This is a genomic window from Rhizobium sp. LC145 (assembly GCF_001005825.1).
GTDB lineage: Bacteria > Pseudomonadota > Alphaproteobacteria > Rhizobiales > Rhizobiaceae > Neorhizobium.
The window spans coordinates 115,404-135,178 of sequence record NZ_LBHV01000010.1 but is presented as its reverse complement, the minus strand read 5'-3'; the positions used below and the strand labels follow the sequence as shown (position 1 = coordinate 135,178).

Genomic DNA, 19,775 nt, shown 5'->3' with positions numbered 1-19,775 from the left:
GTGAAACACTCCATCCTCATACTCGGCGGCACGGCTGAAGCTCGGCAGCTTGCGGAAGCGCTCGCCGGCGATCAACGTTTCGAGGTCGAGCTTTCGCTGGCCGGTCGCACCCGCGCGCCGGTCGCGCAGCCCGTTCCGGTAAGGATTGGCGGCTTTGGCGGCCCTGAAGGCCTCGCCGCCTACATGAAACAGAAAAAGATCACCATTATGATCGACGCCACCCATCCCTATGCAGCGCGCATTTCCGGCAATGCGGCTGTTGCGGCCAAACTTGCCGGCGTGCCGCTCGTGGCGCTTCGCCGTACGCCCTGGGAGCGCCGGCGGGGCGACCGCTGGACGGAAGTAGAGAGCGTTATACAAGCCGTCCAGATGCTTGGCGAAAGACCACAAAAGGTCTTCTTGACGCTGGGCCGCCAGGAGTTGTTGCCCTTCGAGGCCGCCCCTCAGCACCACTATCTTATCCGCAGCGTCGACCCGGTGGAGCCGCCACTCGATGTACCGCATGCGATCTATCTGACCTCGCGCGGCCCCTTTGCGGAAGCGGACGAGGCGCGCCTGCTTCAAGAACACGCCATCGAGGTGATCGTCGCCAAGAATAGCGGCGGACCGGCCAGCTATGGCAAGATTGCCGCTGCCCGCTCGCTCGGCATCGAGGTGATCCTGATCCGCAGGCCCGATTTGCCTGATGTACCGTCTGTTGAAACCGTCGAGGAGATGCTGGCCTGGCTCTCTCATGCGCCGGCTTCCCCCGTGCCGCCCTTGAAATAACGGGGCGAATAGACGATCGGCCGTTTTCCCTCCCGCTCGATGATCCGCGTTTCCGCGGAGCCGACGATCACGCAGGTTGCCATGTCGGCCATTCCGCTTTCGGCCTCCGAAAGGGGCACGATGCGGATCGCCTCATCCGGGCGGCCCGCAGCGCGGCCGAAGATCACCGGCACCGTGCCGGGCAGATGCCGACGCAGGATTGCGAAAGCATCACCGAGCTGATGGGGCCGCGCCTTGCTGATCGGATTGTAGAAGGCCATCACGAAGCCCGCTTCAGCCGCCGCGATCAGCCGCTTCTCGATAATCTCCCAAGGCTTCAGGTTGTTGGACAGCGAAATGGCGCAGAAATCGTGCCCCAGCGGCGCGCCGGCCTTGGCCGCCACAGCCAGCATAGCGGTTAGCCCTGGCACGATGGATAAATCGATATCGCGCCATTCGGCAGGGCCTTCATCGATCGCTTCGCAGACCGCCGCAGCCATGGCGAAGACGCCCGGATCGCCGCCCGAAACCACGCAGACCTTGCCGCCTTTCGCGGCAAGTTCGAGCGCTGCCCTGGCACGTGCCAGTTCCTCACGGTTGTCGGAGGCGTGGCGGCGCTGATCCGGCCGGAGATCAAGCCGGTCGACATAGGGAAAATAGCCGAAGAAATCCTCGGCTGCCGCAACTGCGATGCGGGCTTCCGGCGTCATCTGGTCCGGATTTCCGGGACCGAGGCCGACGACCGTCAGCGAACCCGTCATGGCCTCGCCTTCCATCCGGGAACGAGAACGATCGAGAAATAGGGCGCCGGGCTTTCATCGCGTGTCTCAAGCCTTTGCGCCACACCGTTAGCCATCGTGCCGCGCTCGACATAGAGTGCGCCGGAAAGCTTGCCCACGGAAGCGAGCGCCCGGCGGATTTTCGGCAGGTTGCGGCCGACCTTCATGATGACGGCGCCGTCCGTGCCGGCAAGCCGCTCGGCGAGGGTCTCTTCCGGAAGGGTGCCCGGCAGCACGCTCAGGACGTCATCGCCCTGAACCAGCGGCAGTCCGGTCATCGACCAGCAGCCCGACATTGCCGTCACGCCCGCCACCACGTCTGCCTGATAGCGCGCGCTGAGCCGCACATGCAGGTGCATATAGGAGCCGTAGAAAAGCGGATCGCCTTCGCTCAGAACAGCGACATTCTTGCCGGCGTCGAGATAGGCGGCAATCTCTTCCGCAGAACGATCGAAGAATTCGGCGATAGGCCCGCGATAGGCGTCTTCGTCCTTGTTGCTCTCGGTCGTGACCGGGTAGACGAGCGGCAGTTCCAGCGTACCGGGGCGGATATGCGCCTCGACGATCGCCCGGCCGTTGCCGCTCGAGCCCTTCTTGCAGAAGAAGGCGATCACGTCGGCCTCGTTGATGGCGCGTACCGCCTTCAGCGTCAAAAGCTCCGGATCGCCGGGCCCCGTGCCGACGCCGGTCAGCCGCCCTTTCAGGATTGCCGCGTTCAAAGCCCCGCCCTCGCGAGAGCGTTGACCGCAGCCGCCGTCATTGCCGAGCCGCCCATGCGCCCGCGCACCACGGCATAGGGAATGCCGAGCCGCGATTCCATCAACGCTTCCTTGGATTCGGCCGCGCCGACGAAGCCGACCGGCATGCCGATGATGGCGGCTGGACGCGGCGCACCGGCGTCCAGAAGCTCGAGCAGGCGGAAGAGCGCGGTCGGTGCGTTGCCGATCGCCACCAGTGCACCCTCCATCTCGTCCCAAAGATCGAGCGCGGCCGCCGAGCGGGTATTGCCGATGGTTCTCGCGATCTCGATCGTGCGGCTGTCGCGCAGCGTGCAGATCACCTGGTTTTCGGCCGGCAGCCGTGCCCGGGTGATCCCGTGAGCCACCATTTCAGCGTCGCAGAAAATCGGTTTTCCGGCATGCAATGCGCCGCGCGCCTGGGCGACGAAATCTTTCGAGAAGCGAAAATGTTCGGCCGCTTCGACGAGCCCGCAGGCATGGATCATTCTGACCGCGATTTCCGCCTGTTCGACGGAAAATGCGGAAAGATCGGCTTCCTCGCGAATGATGGCGAAGGATTTTTCGTAAATCGCGTCACCCTCGCGGATGTAATCATAGGCGTTCATGGTCGTCCTGACGTAACAGCCGCGGAAAGCCTTGCAGGCCCCAGGCGGGCAAGGCATGCGGCGGAATTTTCGTCGCCTTGCCGTTCGGCCCGAACAAGGTCGGCGATGCGGCGCAGCGCGGCGTTGGTATCGGCAAATGTGACGGAAGCAAAGGGCCGATCGCCCGCTTTTCCGTCAGCGATGAAGGAAAAGCCGGCGGCGGCACCCGAGAGCGAGAGCGCCGTCGGTTGAGGGTGGGCGCATCCCTTGGCGCATCCGCTCACATGCAGCCGGAACGAGCCGTCGAACAGACCGGCGCATTCGGCGGCGGCCGTGGCCGCGACGTCGTGCGTGGCAAAGCTCGCCGAACGGCAGGCAGGACGCCCGGAGCAGACGGCGATATGGCTCCGAGAATCGGCTGGAGAGACGATGAAGCCGCCGTTCCCGGCGTACGCCGCCAGCGCTTCGCAAGCTGCCCTGAGCCCAAAGAACAGCAGCGAATGGTCGAGCGCGGGCTTTACGGAATTCACCCCAAGCCGCATGGCTTCTTCACAGAGCCCCATCAAGTCCTCGGCGCTTGCCTGCCCGAATGCAGGACCGATGCCAACGGTCCAGAGATCATCCGAAAGCGGAAACAGACGGAAGGGCGGCGCACTAGCCTCGATGCCAGAGTTCATGGGCAGGTTATCAGCCAGATTACGCCCTCGCGCAGACGTGCCCAGGGCCGCAAGCCTGCGAAGCAGGCCGAGCGTGGCAGCGACCGCCTCCGTTTCACGGAAATCGCCAAACACGCGTCCCGTTGCCTCCGTGCCACCAAGCAGGAGCTTCCAACGGATGTCTCCATCCATCGCGGCCGCGACCAAGCGGATATCCGCAAGCAGCGAGGAGAGGCGCAATTGCCCGCCGCCATCGACCACCACGGACATTTTCGGGGCCAGCCCTTGGATGTCGCGCGCGCCTTCCCTGATCGCTTCCGCTATGGGTCGGGGGTCGGCTATTTCGGTCGGGTCCATACCCGCCAAAGGCGGGATTTCCACAGCAAGCCCTTCGCGCAAAGGCAGGCCGAGCGCGCGTATATCGGCTTCAAGCACAGGTGCGGAAGCTTTCGTCAGCCCTCGGACCTGCAGGTTTCCACGGGCGGAAACATCGACAATTCCGTTGCCGTGCCGACGGGCAAGACGGCACAGCTCAGCCAGTTGTTGAGGCGTGATCGCATCGGTTAGCGGCACTCGCGCAAGCAGCCCGTCTCCCGTCATCATCGGCGCGGAAAGAGCGGGACAAGCGCCGCGCCGCATATCCAGCGTGAACCGGTCGAAAGAAAGGGCTGTCATGCCGCCTTCTCCCCGATCAGCATTTCAAGTTCCGCATCGATCGCATTGCGGCGGGGATGCCAGAGACCACGGCGCAGGGCCGAACGAAAACGCTCAGCCATGTAGCGCGCGCCCTCCGGGTTCTGCGCCAGCAGGAAATCACGAACTACTTCGTCACCTATATAGGCGTCGTAGGTCGCCTCGATCAGCGATTGCGGTATCGCATGGGTCGTTTCTGCAAAGCCGATCAACCGGTCGACGCTCTCGACCAGTTCGGCCGCACCGCGCGGGCCGTGTCGCATCTGGCCGGCGATGAAACGTGGATTGACGGCGCGGGCCCGCACCACGCGTGTCACGGCTTCGGAAATCGAGCGCGCCTTCGGCTTCTGCGGATCGGTCGTATCGAGCGCGATCACGTCCGCCTTGCCGCCGAGGGCCGCGACAGCCGCCGAAAATCCGCCGATGAAGGCGACATCCGCCGAGCCGTCCAGGAGATCGCGGCCGGGATCATCACCGGTATGGACCAGGAGGTCGGCGGTTCCGATGCGATCTGCAAATCGACCGGGCACGTGGGTCGCCTCGCCCTCCGCACCGCTGAAGGCATGGCTCGCGGCATCCAGATAGATGCGTCCGAGCTCTTCCCGCTCGCCCCACGTGCCGTCGGCGAGCTTTTCCTCAATGCCGGAACCATAGGTGCCGGGTGCCGAACCGAAGATGCGGGGTGGCACATGCCCCAGCCTTTGCGCCTCTTCGCCCAGCGGATTATCGCCCGGCGCTTCCTCGCGAGCAGCGATCGCCCGCATGGCGGTATCCAGCAGTGCAATCAGCGCCGGGAACATGTCGCGGAAAAGGCCGGAAATCCTCAAACTAACGTCGACCCGGGGCCGCCCGAGCTGGGCGGGAGGCAGGACCTCGATACCGGTGACGCGGCCGGTTGCCATGTCCTGCACCGGTTTCGCCCCCATCAGGGCGAGCACCTGCGCCACTTCCTCGCCGCCGCTTCTGAGAGAGGCGCTGCCCCAGAGATCGAAGACGAGGCTTTTCGGCCAATCGCCGTGGTCCTGGAGGTAACGGCGAAGGATTTCATCGGCTGCGCGTTTGCCGAGCTCGAAGGCGGTCGGAGTCGGCAGCGTGCGCGGGTCGCTGGCGAAAAGATTGCGGCCCGTCGGCATGACGTCCAGACGTCCTCGTGCCGGAGCCCCGGAGGGGCCGGGACGGATATGCTTTCCGTCGAGAGCGTCGATCAGCGCCTGCCGTTCGGTTTCAGCGCTTTTTATGCGCAGCGGATCATCATCTCCCGGCGCGACCTCACCGAATACATGCTGGCCGTCCTTGATGGCGAAATCCTTGAGATCGCAAAGGAAGGCGTCGATACGGCTGAGCGCCGTGTCCGGATCGTCATCGCGGGAAACGCCGGCTTCCGAGGCCAGCCCCGTATCGCCGGCGGTCTCCACGATCAGCTTTGCCAGCCGGTCACGGCGGCGGCGGTCTAGACCATCGGCCTGGGCATATTCGTCCACCAACAGTTCGAGCTTCTTCTGTTCTTCCGAGAGGCCGGCTCCGACAAGAACCGGCGGCAAATGGCCGATGGTGACGGCGGAGATGCGCCGCTTGGCGACGGCCGCCTCACCGGGATTAGAAACGATGAAGGGATAGATGACCGGCAGACCGCCGGTGACGATTTCCGGAAAGCAATCCTTCGAAAGCGCCACCGTCTTGCCCGGCAGCCATTCCAGCGTGCCATGAGCCCCGACATGGACGATCGCGTGGGCGCCGAGCGCATCCCGCATCCATTGGCCGAAGGCGATCAGGGCGTGGCGCGGCGGCAGATCGGGGCTGTGGTAATCGGCGCGCCGGTCAGCATTGCGGCCGCGATCCGGCGCCAGCGCCACCGTGATATTGCCGAAGGTCGCGGCACGGAAGCGATAGACGCCGTTCTCGAGATCCTCGTCGTCTTCCGGCAAGCCCCAGGCGGCATTCGCAGCCGGCACAGGGCGGTAGGAAGAAAGCGGGAAGCGAGTGGATTTCGCTTCAAGTTGGTCAAGCAGCTCCCTCGCCGCGCCGGGGATATCGGAAACCGAATAGCCGGCTTTGGAAAGCTCTTTCAACATACCGAGTACGCTTTGCGGCACGTCGAGGCCGACGGCATAGCCGGTTCGTCCGGGTGCGTTCGGATAATCCGGCATCAGGATGACGATCCGACGCTCCGCGCGCGATGTCGTCTTCAGCCGCAGGAAGGCGGCGATGCGATCCGCGACATGCTCGACCCGGTCGGGTTCCGGGCGGTTGACCAGGTTTGCCGAGGCCTCCCCGGCCTTGAACGAGATCGCGCCGGCCAGGATGCGCCCGTCGAGCTCGGGCAGGACCACATGCATGGCGAGATCGGCCGGGTTCAAACCGCGGCGTCCTTCCGCCCAGCCTTCCCGCCGGGTCGTGGCAACGACGATCTGGAATACCGGAACGCCGGTTCGGTCGAAGACCGTTTCACCCTTGTCGTCGGTACCGCTTGCAAAGGCTGTGGTGGTCAGAACCGCCTCGGGCTTGAAGTTCAAGATCGCCTCTTCGACAAAGGCAATGGCATCTTCATCCTTCAAGCCGCTGACGAAGATCGGCATCGGAGCAAAGCCGCGCGACACCAGGGCATCGAATAATGCATCGATCGGAGCCGCATCACCGGCGAGCAGCATGGAGCGATAGAACAGGATCGGCAGGCGCGGTGCTTCGGACGCAAAGCCGGAAAGCAGTGCTTCGGCGCCCACGATGCCGTGGCCCGGTCTGTAGAAACCCGCTTTCGGCATCGGCGCTGCCTGCGGCAGCGCCTGCGTCTCACCTTTCGCAAGCCTCGTCAAACGCCGAGCGAGAAGCCGCATATTGTCCGGTCCGCCCTCGCGGAAACAGGCGAGAATCGCGGCAAGCTCCTCTTCCGGCACCGTGGAGGCGGTAGCAAGCCGCTCGTCGCGGATGCTGCACTCGCCGGGCAGCAGAACCAGCGCAATCTTTCTGCGCCTTGCCAGACGCGAAAGCTCCTCGACACCATAGGACCAGCGGTCATAACCGCCGAGGATGCGTACGAGAATGACCTTGGCATGTGCCGCCGTCTTCTCCGCCCAGAGATCGACGGACATGGGATGGCGTAGGTCGGATAGGTTGGTGAGACGCAGAGAAGGCGATGCCTCACCACTGTCGGAAGAAGTCCCCTCCCCAACCCCTCCCCACAAGGGGGAGGGGCTTTCTCTGCCACACTCACCTTCAGTGGGGGCCGAGGCCATGACACAAGTATTCTCCCCCCTTGTGGGGGAGATGGCCGGCAGGCCAGAGGGGGATTCTCTGCCGCTTAGCGCCGAGTCCCATGCCGCGGCAATGCCGTTCAGGTCGCTGCCGGAAAAGGACAGCACCACCACATCGGCCGGCGACTGGTTGAGATCGACCGGCTCTATCAGGTCGTCGAGCGACGACGATGTGGTGGCGAGTATATGCATCCTTTCCTCAGGGCTACTTTAAGCAGCCAGCATCCTCTCGATCGCGGCGCGGTCGATGCCTTTCTCGCCGATCACGACGAGGCGGCTCTGCCGCGCTTCGCCGGGCGCCCAGGCCCGGTCGAAATAGTGGTTCACGCGCGATCCTACCGCCTGAACCTGCAGGCGCATCGGCTTGTTCGCGACCTCTACGAAGCCTTTTATGCGCAATACGTTCTCGGCCTCAGCTGTTGCGGAAATGCGCGCAGCCAGCGCTTCCGGATCCGTCACGGCTGCCAGGTCGACGACGAAGCTGTCGAAGTCGTCGTGGTCATGGTCGAGCTCGTCGTCATGATGGGTCTTGCGGTTCTCGATGTCATCCTCCACCGCCAGGCCGAGACCGATCAGCACGCTCGGATCGACGGCACCGTTGGCAGCAGGCACGATCTTGACCGCTCGCGGCAAGTGCGCCTGGACCCGTCCCTTGGCCGCCGCCAGGCTGGCCTGGTCGAGAAGATCCGTCTTGGTCAGCACGATCATGTCGGCGCAGGCGACCTGATCTTCGAAGACTTCTTCCACCGGATCGTCATGATCGATCGAACCGTCCGCTTGGCGCTGCGCTTCGAGCGCCACGTGGTCGTCGGCGACGCGGCCCTCCGCCAGGGCCACGCCATCCACGACGGCGATCACGCCGTCCACCGTCACGCGTGCCTTGACGTCCGGCCACTGGAAGGCCTGAACGAGCGGCTTGGGCAGAGCAAGACCGGAGGTCTCGATGAGAATATGGTCGACGCGCGGTTCACGGGAGAGAATCTGGTCGATCGCCGGCACGAAATCATCGGCCACTGTGCAGCAGATGCAGCCATTCGCGAGTTCGATGATATTATCTTCCGGGCAGCTTTCGATGCCGCAGCCTTTCAGCACCTCGCCGTCGATGCCGACGTCGCCGAACTCGTTGACGATGATCGCCAGCCGCTTGCCGTCGAGCTTCTCGATCAGGTTCCGGATCAGGGTGGTCTTGCCGGCGCCCAGGAAACCGGTAACGACGGTGCAGGGAACCCTATCGAACGTGGTGGCGAAGCTGACGCTCATGTTGGCATGTCCTCGTGGTGATGAAAGGGTGGGATGCGGGCCGACATGCCGTTGCCGCGCAGGCAGGCGGGTCGTCCGCGAAGGGGAAGGAAGCCGCGTTCGTCCTCGGCCAGCATCATCGCTCCGGTGACGATGTCTTCGACATTTTCGAGCGAGAGATGTCCGAAGACGTAGGACCAGCCGGTGCGGTGATTGAAGGCGGCGCTCGGGCTCTTCTGGCAATTTGCGAGGCAGGTCACCGGCTTGACCGCCAGCGGCTTGCCGGCGGCCGCCTCGCGAAGCGCCGTAATCAGGGCAATACCCGGACGAACATCAGCATCCTGCTCGTCGCGGCAATTGGTGCACACGAAGATCGTCACGTCCGGTTCGGTTCTGGACTGCTCGTCAGTCATCATTCGTCGCTTCGCCGCCTGTCCGCCACAGAAAACATGTCGGGGTGCGGGCTCGGCCGGCTCTCGCCGGTTCGGCCGTGAACGAAATCCTCGATCCGGAGCACCCCGCCCGGCGAAGCATGATGTCTTTGACGGCAGGTCTCCTGGCTCGCGGGTCTTCGCCGTCTGGCCCGCCTTCCCGGATCTCTCCAGTGGCTTTTTGGCCCGGGCTCTCCGCTTACAGTTGCGGGGGCAGCCGCGGCTTTGACCCTGCTCGAGGTCTCACCGCATTCCCTCTTGGCCTTCCCCGTTGCCGGAAAAGGACCGTCTTCTTCCAAGTAAGCCCGGTCGCCCGCGCATGTCAATGCGTCGCAAAGGCGATTGCCGCAGGACCGAATTCGGCTATAGTGGAGCGGTCGATGGCGCCCGAAAGGGCCTAGAGAGGGAATGCGGTGAGACGGAGGGACCCGTCGAGCCCGCGGCTGCCCCCGCAACTGTAAGCGGAAAGCTTCCATCCAAATGCCACTGGGTTTCCCCGGGAAGGCGGATGTGGGCGTCTGATTCGCGAGCCAGGAGACCTGCCTTCGGCGAACGGAACTTGAACGGCCCTCGGGTGGAGGGCGAAAGGACGAATACATGGTTACGAACTCCGCTTCGACGGCGATCGGGCTTTCCGCATCGAAGATCCTTCCCCTCGGCATGACGGCTCTGCTCGGCTTGTTCATCGTCGGCTTCGTCGGCTTCTCGCATCTGGAAGTCGTCCACAACGCCGCGCACGACACCCGCCATTCGCTGGCCTTTCCCTGCCACTGAGGAGCATCCGAACATGTCGCTCTTTCGTAACATCGTCTTCGCGGCGGTGATCGCCGGGCTGTTGTCCGGGCTCCTCCTCACCGTCATGCAGAGCTTCTCCACCATTCCGCTCATCCTTCAGGCGGAGACCTTCGAAACCGGCGGCGAGGAAGCAGGACACAGCCACAGCCATGAAGCTGCTCCGGTTGACGGTACAGCCGCTCCCGCCGCCGCGCATCACCATGACGACGAGGCCTGGATGCCGGCGGATGGCTTCGAGCGCTTCATCTATACGGCTGCCGCCAATATTCTTTCGGCAATCGGCTTCGGTCTCGTACTGCTGGCTGCCGCAGAAGCGCTCGGCGGCCTGAAAGGCTGGCGCAGCGGTCTCATGTTCGGCATTGCCGGCTTCCTGACAGTGAGCCTCGCGCCGGGTCTCGGCCTGCCGCCGGAACTGCCAGGCATGCCGGCGGCAGAACTCGGCCCGCGCCAGATCTGGTGGATTTCGACGGCGCTCGCGACGGCCGTTGCGCTCGGACTTCTGGCCTATAGCCGTTCCGCCATTCTGGCAGCTGTCGCCATCGTTCTTCTGGTGGCGCCGCATCTCGTCGGTGCACCGCTGCCGCCGAGCCATGAAACGGTCGTACCGGTCGATCTGCATGCCCGTTTCGTCAATGCCGTCTATGCCACCAACCTTGTCTTCTGGGCGGCGCTGGGTGTAGCGGCGGGGCTGCTGCGTGAGCGGTTCCGCGCCGGAGAGGAGGCCTTTGCCGGTTCGTCCGGAAGGCTCGCATCCCGATGAAGGAAATCGACGAGGCCGCAGCCGAGCGCCACCGCGCCAAGATGGCGAACCGCAAGGCGGTTCAGGACAAGGAAGTGGCGGAGAAGACCCAGGAAAAGGGTCTTCTCATCGTCCATACCGGGCCCGGCAAGGGAAAATCCACGGCCGCCTTCGGATTGGCGCTGCGCATGCTCGGCAACAACCGCCGCGTCGGCGTGGTGCAGTTCATCAAGGGCGCATGGTCCACCGGCGAACAGCCGGCCTTGGCGACCTTCGGCGACCGCGTCGTCTGGCACACGATGGGCGAGGGCTTCACCTGGGAAACCCAGGACCTGAAACGCGATATCGCCGCTGCGGAAAAGGCCTGGGAAAAGGCACTCGACCTGATGGCCGACGAGACGATCGGCCTCGTCATCCTCGACGAGCTCAACATCGCGCTGCGCTATGATTATCTCGATCTCGACAAGATCGTTGCGGCGCTTACAGAGCGCCGGCCGGATCTCCATGTGGTCGTCACCGGCCGCAATGCCAAACCCGCCCTCATCGAGGCCGCCGATATGGTGACCGAGATGACGCTGGTGAAGCATCACTTCAAGGCGGGCGTCAAAGCCCAGGCCGGCATCGAGTTCTGATACATGACAGCCCGATCTCTCATGTTTCAGGGAACGGGCTCGGATGTGGGCAAGTCGCTGGTCGTGGCCGGGCTTGCCCGCGCCTTCACCTTACGTGGCCTCAGGGTTCTGCCGTTCAAACCCCAGAACATGTCCAACAATGCCGCGGTTACCGCCGATGGCGGCGAGATCGGCCGCGCCCAGGCGCTGCAGGCGCGGGCAGCGAAAGTCCCGCTCAGCGTGCATATGAATCCGGTGCTTCTTAAGCCGCAAAGCGACGTTGGTGCGCAGGTCGTTGTACAGGGCAAAGTCGAGGGCAATGCCAAAGCGGCCGAGTACCAGCATCTCAAGCAGAAGCTCATGCCAAGGGTAATGGAGAGTTTCGAACGCCTGCGGCGCGACGCGGATCTGGTGCTGATAGAGGGAGCCGGCAGCGCCTCCGAAATCAACCTGCGCAATAATGATATCGCCAATATGGGTTTCGCCCGCGCCGCTGATGTGCCGGTCGTGATGATCGGCGATATAGATCGAGGCGGGGTGATCGCCAGCCTTGCGGGCACCAAACTGGTGCTCGACCCGGAAGACGCGGCGATGATCCGCGGCTTCATCGTAAACCGCTTTCGCGGCGATCCGGCGCTGTTTGCCGAAGGCATGCGGATGATCGAAGTCTTTACCGGCTGGCAGCAGATCGGGCTGCTGCCGCATTTTCCCGATGCCGCCTTGCTGCCGGCGGAGGATGCGCTCGGTCTCAACCAGTCCTTCACTCGCAAGACCGGAGCTAAAATCCGTGTCGCGGTGCCTGTTCTTCCGCATATCTCCAACTTCGATGACCTCGACCCGTTGGAAACCGAGCCGGACGTCGAGCTGATCCGGGTCAAGGCAGGCCAGGCGATTCCGGGCGATTGCGATCTGGTGCTGCTGGTCGGTTCGAAGGCGACGATCTCCGATCTGGCGTCGCTTCGAAAGGCCGGCTTCGATATCGACATCGCAGCGCATCACCGTCGCGGTGGGCGTGTGCTCGGCCTCTGCGGCGGGTACCAGATGCTGGGACGACGGATTGCCGATCCCGATGGCATCGAAGGACCGCCGGGATCGGTCGAGGGCTTAAGCCTGCTCAATGTCGAGACGGTGCTTTCCGGTGACAAACGCCTTGAGGCGGTTTCGGGCGAGAGTTTCGACGGAGTTTCCTTGTCCGGCTATGAAATGCATATCGGCCAGACTTCCGGCACGGACTGCGCGCGCCCGTTCTCGAGCATCGGTGGAGAAACGGAGGGCGCTATATCCACGGATGGCAGGGTTTGCGGAACCTATATCCACGGCCTGTTTTCCGACGACCGCCAGCGTTCCGCCTGGCTGACCCGTCTCGGAGCCTCCCCCTCCAGCCTCGATTACGAGGCGAATGTCGATGCGATCCTTGATCGCCTTGCCGCCCATATGGAACGGCACCTCGATCTCACCGGACTGCTCAGGCTTGCCAGATAATCAGCGCCAGCAGCCCGAAAAGGCCGATCAGCAATCCGTCCGCCATCCGGGCGAGCTTCAGCGCACGGCGAATATCGACAGCGTTCAGGTTCGCCCTTCCGCCTTCGCCCATGAAGCGGGCTTCGATCATCTGCCCGCCATAGCTTCTTGGGCCGGCAAGCGCGATGCCAAGCGCACCCGCCATCGCCGCCTCAGGCCAGCCGGCATTGGGCGAGCGATGGTGGCGGGCGTCCCGGCGCACGGCAGCAATGGCTTTTTTGGGCGAAGCACCTTCAACAAAGAAAGCGCCGACGATGAAAAGCATCGCACTCAGCCGCGAAGCCGGCAAGTTCACGAAATCGTCGAAACGCGCCGCCGCCCAGCCGAAGGCTTCGTGCCGCGCAGAGCGATGGCCGATCATGCTATCGGCGGTGTTGACCGCTTTGTAGGCCGCGCCGCCGGCAAGCCCACCAATACCCGTCCAGAAGGCGGGTGCGACAACGCCGTCCGAAAAATTTTCCGCAAGGCTCTCGATCGCCGCGCGGCAGACGGCCGCCTCGTCGAGCTGATCGGGATCCCGGCCGACGATCATCGATACGGTCTTCCGCCCGGCATCGAGTCCGCCGGTTTCGAGTGCGGCGGCCACGGCTTCGACATGCTGCTCGAGGCTCTTCTGCGCCGGCAGGCTTGCGGCCGCCAGCACCAGGAAAATGAATCCCAAAGGCAAGGCAAGCAGGCCGGCTTGGATCGCAAGTGCGGCAAGCATCGTCACACCGATGAGGATGAGGAGCGCCAGGATACCCTTGACCTTGCGCTGGTCAAAGGTCTCATCTTCCCGGTTCCAAATCCTGTCGAGGATCGAGATCAGCCGGCCGATCCAGGTGACCGGATGACCGATCAATCGGTAAAGTCGGTAAGGATAACCGGCGAACCGTTCGACAATCAGGGCAAGGAAGGCAAGAAAGAGGAACATGCGTATGTCTGAGACCGAAATGTCGAGCGACGGGGGACCGATCCAGCACGGCGGAAATCTCGCTCGGGCCCGGACGCTGTTTCCCCATGCGCCCGAACCATGGATCGATCTTTCCACCGGCATTAATCCGCATTCCTACCCGCATTCGGCCCTACCGGCCAATGCTTTCTCACGCTTGCCGGAACCGGCGGCGACCGAGTGGCTGAAGGCACTTGCCGCAGCCGTTTACGGTGCGCGGTCTCCGGCGCATGTCGTCGCCGGTCCGGGCACGCAGATCCTGCTGCCGATCGTCGCCGGCTTGCAGGCGGGGGGGGGGGGCAACCAGGCCGCTGTTCTTTCACCCACCTATGCAGAACATGCCCGCGCCGCGCGTCTCGCCGGGTTTGAAGTCTCAGAAACGCAGGATATCGAGAAGCTCGCCGATGGCCGGCTGGCGGTCGTCGTCAATCCCAACAATCCGACCGGCCGTATCGTCGCGCGCGGCGATCTCCTGGCGCTCGCAGCCTTGATGCGGGCCAAAGGCGGCTTGCTGATCGTGGATGAAGCCTTCATGGATGTCTCCGAGGCGGAAAGCGTCGCCGGTGCCGTGGAGGAAGGCGGGCTGGTCGTGCTGCGCTCCTTCGGCAAGTTCTATGGCATGGCGGGCCTGCGGCTTGGCTTTGCAATCTCGCGTCCCGATATTTCCCGCAGGATCGAGGAACGGCTTGGCCCCTGGGCGGTCTCCGGTCCGGCTCTTCATGTGGCCGGCGAGGCATTGGCGGATACGGTCTGGCAGCAAGCCATGCGGAAACGGCTGGCCCGGGAGGCGGCGCGCATGGACACCCTGCTTGCCTCAGTCGGCATTCCCGTCGCGGGCGGCACCTCACTCTTCCGCTTCATCCGCGACCGCCAGGTACAGGCGATTTTCCGACATCTCGGTGAACACGGCATCATCACGCGGCGGTTCGAAGAACGACCGGATGACCTGAGAATCGGTTTGCCGGGTGAAAACGGCTGGCCGCGCCTGGAGGAAGCTCTGAGAACTATTTAGCCGGCGAACCGAATTTGTCGCGCCAGGCGACTTGCGCATTCGGCACCGGCAAGGAAGTCGCTTCGTAGACGCCGCGCGCTATGGCACGAGCCGTCACCAGAGTGGCCAGATGGCAGATTTCCAGAAACTCCGCCGGATTACCCAATGCCTTTCGGCCTGTCGATGCCGAAAATATCGTATCGCCGTCGAGCGGCAGATGGGCTGGCAGGATCGCCCGTGCCAGCCCGTCATGAGCCATGATGGACAGCCGGTGCGCCTGGGGCTTGGTGAGCACGGCATCGGTGACGACGACACCGATCGTCGTGGCAGTTACGTTTACGCCTTTCAGGCGCATGCGGGTGTCGAAATCGGCTGGCAGTCCAAGTCCGCCGAATTCTTCATTTTCCTCGAAAGGTGCCGCCCAGAAATGCAGGGCTTCACCGACCGTCGCTGAGCCTAGCGCATTGGCGGCGACCAGCGCCCCTACCTTGTGTCCGCTCGAGGTCACCGCGCTTGCCGAGCCTATCCCACCCTTGAAGGTGGCCGTCGTGGCGCCCGTGCCGGCGCCGACTGTACCGAGTTCGAATGCGCCTGCCTTCGCCGCCTTGAAGGCCTCGTAGCCCATCTCGCGATAGGGAGAATAGAGCCCCCAACCCTTGTTGCCACCGTTCAGCAGATCCATCAGGATCGCCTGCGGCACGATGGGCACGCGCATCGTGCCCACCTGAAAACCCCGGCCGATTTCCCTTAAGCCCGCCTGCACGCCGCCTGCTGCATCGAGCCCGAAGGCTGAGCCGCCGGAAAGCACGAAGGCATCCACCGCCTGTACCGTCATGGAAGGGTCGAGCAGCGCGGTATCCCGGCCGCCCGGCGCCCCGCCGAGCACGGAACCAGACGCGATCGCCGGCTCATCGAAGACAATCGCCGTCACGCCGGACCCGAGCACTGGATCGGTGGCATGGCCGACAGCCACGCCCTCGATATCCGTCAGCAGGTTGAGAGTCAGGCTCATCCGCTCAGGCGACGTCGAACTTGACGCCCTGAGCCAGCGGCAGGGTACGCCCATAGTTCAGCGTGTTGGTGGCGCGGCGCATATAGGCCTTCCACGCATCGGAACCGGATTCGCGGCCGCCGCCGGTTTCCTTTTCACCGCCGAAGGCGCCGCCGATCTCCGCACCCGAAGGACCAATGTTGACGTTGGCGATGCCGCAATCGGAACCCCGCACGGAGACGAAGCTTTCGGCCTCGCGCATATCGTTGGTGAAGATCGAGGAGGAAAGCCCCTGCGGCACGTCGTTATGCAGCGACAGCGCCTCGTCGAAGCTCGAATATTTCATGACGTAGAGGATCGGCGCGAAGGTCTCCTCCTTCACCGGCCCGGCCTGTGCCGGCATTTCGACGATCGCCGGGCGCACGTAATAGGCACCCTCGGCCTCCCCGTCATGAACGCGTTCGCCGCCGGTGACCTTGCCGCCGGCTGCCCTGGCCGCGTCGAGCGCCTTCTGCATCTTCTCGTAGGCCGCCTTGTCGATCAGCGGTCCGACCAGCGTGCCGTCGGCGAGCGGATTGCCGATGGTAACCGACTGGTAGGCCTTGGTCAGGCGCGGCACGAGCGTGTCGTAGACGCTTTCATGTACGAAGAGGCGGCGCAGCGTCGTGCAGCGCTGCCCGGCGGTGCCCATTGCCGCAAAGGCAACGCCGCGAAGGGTCAGGTCGAGATCGGCGGTCGGCGTGACGATCGCGGCATTGTTGCCGCCGAGTTCCAGGATCGAGCGGGCGAAGCGTTGAGCAAGGCGCGGCCCGACGGCGCGGCCCATGGCGGTGGAGCCGGTGGCGGAAACCAGAGGAACCTTTTCATGATCCACGAGGATTTCGCCGATCTCACGGTCACCGATCAGAAGCGTCGAAAGGTTCTTCGGTGCGGTATTGCCTTCGGCGACATAGCGAGCGAGCGCCTTCTCAAAAATCGCCTGGGTGGCGAGCGCCGTCAGCGGCGTCTTTTCGGAAGGCTTCCAGATCGTGGAATTGCCGCAGACGATCGCAAGCGCCGCATTCCAGGACCAGACGGCTACAGGAAAATTGAAGGCGGAGATGATGCCGATCGCGCCGAGCGGATGCCAGGTCTCCATCATGCGGTGATCGGCGCGTTCGGTGGCGATCGTCAGGCCGTAGAGCTGACGGGAAAGGCCGACGGCAAAATCGCAGATGTCGATCATCTCCTGCACTTCACCGAGCCCCTCGGAGGTTATCTTGCCGACTTCGATCGATACCAGGCGACCGAGCGCTGCCTTTGCGGCGCGCAGCTCCTCGCCAAGCAGGCGGACCAGCTCGCCGCGCTTCGGCGCCGGCACCAGACGCCATTCGAGGAAGGCCTCATGCGCAGCCTCGATCGCCTTGGCCGCGCCTTGAGCCGTCTCCTCGGGCAGTTTGCCGATTTCGGCACCGGTGACCGGCGAACGAACCACGAGCGTGCCGCCCTTGTAACGGTCTATGGCCACGCCGAGATCGCTGAGGATCTTGTCGACTTCCGTTGCGAGATCGAGATTGGCGAGCGTCATGGTCTTTCCTTCGAATGTCATAATTTTTCAGAACCGTTCGCCGGCGAAATGGGCGATTTGGGCTCCGGCTTCGTAATACGCTTCCCGTGCCGCGCGGAAGGACGGCTCCTTCGGGTTGGTGAACGGCAGCGGTAGGTCCCGCTCAGCGACCTCGCCGAGGATATGCCTCGCGAGCACTTTGCCGAAAACCGTGCCGGGCGCAATGCCGCGGCCATTATAGCCGCAAAAGCCGATCACGTTGCTTCCGAACCTGTGGAGGCGCGGCAGGGCGTTGTCGGTCATGCCGATCTTGCCGTACCACTCGGCCTCGAATTCCACTTCGCCAAGCTGCGGGAAGACTCTTCTCAGCGAACGCCGCGCCCAGTTCTTGTGAATGGCGATACCGGTGCCGCGTAAAGCGCCGACGGAACCGAAGACCAACCGACCCGCCTGATCCATGCGGAAGGAGGAAAGGATTTCCTTTGTATCCCAGCAGCCCTCACGACCGGGCAAGATGGATTTCCGGAGATTATCGCTCAAAGGCGTGGTTGCGAGATTGAAATAGGGCAGATGAACCTGCTCGCGCCGCATCTCTTCCCAGGGGCCGGTGCTGTAGGCATCCGTGGCGACGATAACCCAGTCGGCCGAAACTTCGCCTTGAGCGGTCCTGACGATCTTCCTGCCGTCCGCCTCGCTGATGCCGGTCACCGCGCTGCCTGTGTGAAGCTTGGTGCCAGCCTTTGCCGCCGCATGGGCAAGTCCACGTGCATAGGCAAGCGGCTGCAACGTGCCGGCGCGGAGATCGAGCAGTGATCCGGCATAGGCCCCGCTACCGATCCGGCGCTCGGTTTCGGCCGCATCCAGCAGGGTCACGGGCGCGCCGCGCCTCTGCCATTGCCCGGCGCGCTCCTCCAGCTCCTTCAGCCCTTCTTTGCTGACAGCGCAATGCAGCGTGCCGCTCGTCTCCAGCTCGCAGGCGATGCCGTGTTTCTCGATCATCTCGCGGACGAAATGAGGGCCGTTTCCGAGCAGGTCGAGCAGCCGCTCACCATAAACGGGACCGAGCTCCTTGGGGAAATTGTCGGGCATGACCCACATGCCGGCGTTTATAAGGCCCACATTGCGGCCAGCGCCTCCGAAGCCGATCTCGACGGCCTCGAGCAGAACGACGCTCACGCCCGCTTCAGCAAGGTGCAGGGCCGCCGAAAGACCGGTATAGCCGCCACCCACGATCACGACATCGGCGGAAACCATCCCTTCCAGGAGCTGGGTCGCGGGAGGCGCGGGCGCCGTCTTTTCCCAAAGGCCGTGGGAGCGGGGGTCATTCAGCATGTCGAGAACCAGAGAACCGTTTGTCGCTCAACACTTTACAGATCGCGTTTATGGATGAATATCGACGTCTTCTCAACAGGTCATTCGCTGGAGGAATGACATGCTGCCGCCACGGCGCTTTCTGCCTTCTTTTTCGCTTCTCTCCGCCTTCGAGGCCGCCGCAAGGACCGGCAGCATCACCGCCGCCGCCAACGAGCTTGGTTTGACGCAAAGCGCCGTCAGCCGGCAGATCGCCGCCTTGGAGGCCCAGCTCGGCGTCGCCCTCTTCCGCCGCGAACGGCAGACCATCCGCCTGACGCTGGCCGGCGACGGCTACGCGCGTGAGATACGCGAGGCCTTGCGGCGCATTTCCAACGCCTCCCTCACGCTCCGCGCCAATCCGCAGGGCGGCACCCTCAATCTTGCCGTTCTTCCCTTCTTCGGCTCCCGCTGGCTGGCCCCGCGCATCGGGCGGTTTCTTGCCGCCCATCCGGGCATGGCGGTCAATCTCGTGACCCGGCTTGAACCCTTCGACTTCCGGTTCGACACGCTGGACGCAGCCATTCATTTCGGCCCTGCCCGCTGGCCAGGTGCCGAGCTCACCTTCCTCATGCAGGAGAAGGTGGTCGCCGTCTGCAGCAGGGAATTCCGCGAGCGATATGGTCTCGCAGCTCCTGCCGATCTCCTGAACGTTCCACTCCTCCATTTGAGCAGCCGGCCGGATGCCTGGGAGAACTGGTTTTCCGAACAGAAGATCGCTTTCGATGCACTGCATGGAATGCTGTTCGACCAGTTCGCCGCCATAGCGGAAGCCGCCGCAGCAGGACTTGGCGCAGCCCTCCTGCCGCGCTTCCTCATCGACCGGGAGCTTGCGGACGGAACTCTCGTGCCGGCTTCGAACGCACCGGCGGTGGCCACCTCCGGCTATCACCTCGCCTATCTACCCGATCGGGCGACTTACCCTCCCCTGGCTGCATTCAAGACATGGATTTTGGAGGAAATTGCAAAGGAGGGCGCTCCACCCAGCGGAGCGTGAGAGAAATAGTTCGATTTCGAAGTAACGCGAACAGGCCTTGGCTAATGATTCACAACACCGCGTAATCATTGGCCGCACCTGATACTCCCCTGGCGACTGGCCCTTGATAAACCGGGGCCCAAGACTGCAAAGGGGGGCCTCCATCCATTGTTCGGTGTGCCGCCCGGAGATGATGTGCCACCTCTA

18 protein-coding genes and 2 riboswitches are annotated in these 19,775 nt (G+C 63.8%); of the genes, 7 read left to right on the top strand and 11 right to left on the bottom strand.

Features of this window, described 5'->3' with window-relative positions:
* Window positions 1-768, top strand: a complete 768-nt coding sequence (locus YH62_RS23655; RefSeq protein WP_046796761.1) for a cobalt-precorrin-6A reductase — start codon at window positions 1-3, stop codon at window positions 766-768.
* Here the strand turns inward: YH62_RS23655 and YH62_RS23650 are convergent.
* From YH62_RS23650 to YH62_RS23620, 7 genes are read right to left on the bottom strand one after another with little or no spacing between them, the layout of a single operon-like run.
* Complete coding sequence (locus tag YH62_RS23650; RefSeq protein WP_046796760.1) at window positions 732-1,508, bottom strand: precorrin-3B C(17)-methyltransferase; 777 nt, start codon at window positions 1,506-1,508, stop codon at window positions 732-734. The two genes, YH62_RS23655 and YH62_RS23650, sit on opposite strands and share 37 nt — an antisense overlap.
* Window positions 1,505-2,245, bottom strand: a complete 741-nt coding sequence (locus YH62_RS23645; protein WP_046796759.1) for a precorrin-2 C(20)-methyltransferase — start codon at window positions 2,243-2,245, stop codon at window positions 1,505-1,507. The genes YH62_RS23650 and YH62_RS23645 overlap by 4 nt, the downstream gene beginning before the upstream one ends.
* Window positions 2,242-2,871 (bottom strand): precorrin-8X methylmutase, encoded by a 630-nt coding sequence (locus tag YH62_RS23640; protein WP_046796758.1) that lies wholly within the window; start codon window positions 2,869-2,871, stop codon window positions 2,242-2,244. The genes YH62_RS23645 and YH62_RS23640 overlap by 4 nt, the downstream gene beginning before the upstream one ends.
* Window positions 2,868-4,181: a precorrin-3B synthase gene (cobG, locus tag YH62_RS23635; RefSeq protein ID WP_052760493.1), complete on the bottom strand. Its 1,314-nt coding sequence runs from the start codon at window positions 4,179-4,181 to the stop codon at window positions 2,868-2,870. The genes YH62_RS23640 and cobG overlap by 4 nt, the downstream gene beginning before the upstream one ends.
* On the bottom strand, window positions 4,178-7,639 hold the full coding sequence (gene cobN / locus YH62_RS23630) for a cobaltochelatase subunit CobN (RefSeq protein ID WP_046796757.1): 3,462 nt from the start codon (window positions 7,637-7,639) through the stop codon (window positions 4,178-4,180). Before cobN ends, cobG begins: the two co-directional genes overlap by 4 nt.
* Window positions 7,640-7,657: 18 nt before the next feature.
* The gene (gene cobW, locus YH62_RS23625) at window positions 7,658-8,707 is read right to left on the bottom strand and encodes a cobalamin biosynthesis protein CobW (protein WP_046796756.1); all 1,050 of its coding nucleotides are present in this window, start codon (window positions 8,705-8,707) and stop codon (window positions 7,658-7,660) included.
* The gene (locus YH62_RS23620) at window positions 8,704-9,102 is read right to left on the bottom strand and encodes a DUF1636 domain-containing protein (protein WP_046796755.1); all 399 of its coding nucleotides are present in this window, start codon (window positions 9,100-9,102) and stop codon (window positions 8,704-8,706) included. Before YH62_RS23620 ends, cobW begins: the two co-directional genes overlap by 4 nt.
* Window positions 9,103-9,214: 112 nt before the next feature.
* A riboswitch (cobalamin riboswitch) is annotated at window positions 9,215-9,422 on the bottom strand.
* Window positions 9,423-9,481: 59 nt separating this feature from the next.
* Window positions 9,482-9,679, top strand: a riboswitch (cobalamin riboswitch).
* Window positions 9,680-9,714: 35 nt separating this feature from the next.
* Here YH62_RS23620 and YH62_RS23615 point away from each other — a divergent pair.
* Genes YH62_RS23615 through YH62_RS23600 form a run of 4 tightly spaced genes read left to right on the top strand, consistent with a single transcriptional unit; the run spans window position 9,715 to window position 12,744 of the window.
* Window positions 9,715-9,891 (top strand): CbtB-domain containing protein, encoded by a 177-nt coding sequence (locus tag YH62_RS23615; protein WP_046796754.1) that lies wholly within the window; start codon window positions 9,715-9,717, stop codon window positions 9,889-9,891.
* A 13-nt stretch (window positions 9,892-9,904) separates the two neighbouring features.
* Window positions 9,905-10,672, top strand: a complete 768-nt coding sequence (locus YH62_RS23610; RefSeq protein ID WP_046796753.1) for a CbtA family protein — start codon at window positions 9,905-9,907, stop codon at window positions 10,670-10,672.
* Window positions 10,669-11,283 (top strand): cob(I)yrinic acid a,c-diamide adenosyltransferase, encoded by a 615-nt coding sequence (gene cobO, locus YH62_RS23605; RefSeq protein ID WP_046796752.1) that lies wholly within the window; start codon window positions 10,669-10,671, stop codon window positions 11,281-11,283. The genes YH62_RS23610 and cobO overlap by 4 nt, the downstream gene beginning before the upstream one ends.
* 3 nt (window positions 11,284-11,286) lie before the next feature.
* On the top strand, window positions 11,287-12,744 hold the full coding sequence (locus YH62_RS23600) for a cobyric acid synthase (protein WP_046796751.1): 1,458 nt from the start codon (window positions 11,287-11,289) through the stop codon (window positions 12,742-12,744).
* Here the strand turns inward: YH62_RS23600 and cbiB are convergent.
* Window positions 12,728-13,696, bottom strand: a complete 969-nt coding sequence (gene cbiB, locus YH62_RS23595; RefSeq protein ID WP_046796750.1) for an adenosylcobinamide-phosphate synthase CbiB — start codon at window positions 13,694-13,696, stop codon at window positions 12,728-12,730. The genes YH62_RS23600 and cbiB overlap by 17 nt on opposite strands.
* A gap of 4 nt (window positions 13,697-13,700) precedes the next feature.
* Here cbiB and cobD point away from each other — a divergent pair, with 4 nt between their 5' ends.
* Window positions 13,701-14,726, top strand: coding sequence for a threonine-phosphate decarboxylase CobD (gene cobD / locus YH62_RS23590; protein WP_046796749.1), 1,026 nt, complete (start codon window positions 13,701-13,703; stop codon window positions 14,724-14,726).
* Here cobD and YH62_RS23585 read toward each other — a convergent pair.
* Genes YH62_RS23585 through YH62_RS23575 form a run of 3 tightly spaced genes read right to left on the bottom strand, consistent with a single transcriptional unit; the run spans window position 14,719 to window position 18,574 of the window.
* Entirely contained in the window at window positions 14,719-15,717 is a 999-nt protein-coding gene (locus YH62_RS23585; RefSeq protein WP_046796748.1) for a P1 family peptidase, read from the bottom strand. The two genes, cobD and YH62_RS23585, sit on opposite strands and share 8 nt — an antisense overlap.
* A gap of 4 nt (window positions 15,718-15,721) precedes the next feature.
* A complete protein-coding gene (locus YH62_RS23580; RefSeq protein WP_046796828.1) occupies window positions 15,722-17,263 on the bottom strand; it encodes an aldehyde dehydrogenase family protein in 1,542 nt (513 codons plus the stop codon).
* Window positions 17,264-17,290: 27 nt separating this feature from the next.
* Window positions 17,291-18,574 (bottom strand): FAD-binding oxidoreductase, encoded by a 1,284-nt coding sequence (locus YH62_RS23575; RefSeq protein WP_046796747.1) that lies wholly within the window; start codon window positions 18,572-18,574, stop codon window positions 17,291-17,293.
* A gap of 100 nt (window positions 18,575-18,674) precedes the next feature.
* Between YH62_RS23575 and YH62_RS23570 the strand changes: the two genes are divergently transcribed.
* Window positions 18,675-19,589, top strand: coding sequence for a LysR family transcriptional regulator (locus YH62_RS23570; protein WP_046796746.1), 915 nt, complete (start codon window positions 18,675-18,677; stop codon window positions 19,587-19,589).
* The last annotated feature ends 186 nt before the right edge of the window (window positions 19,590-19,775 follow it).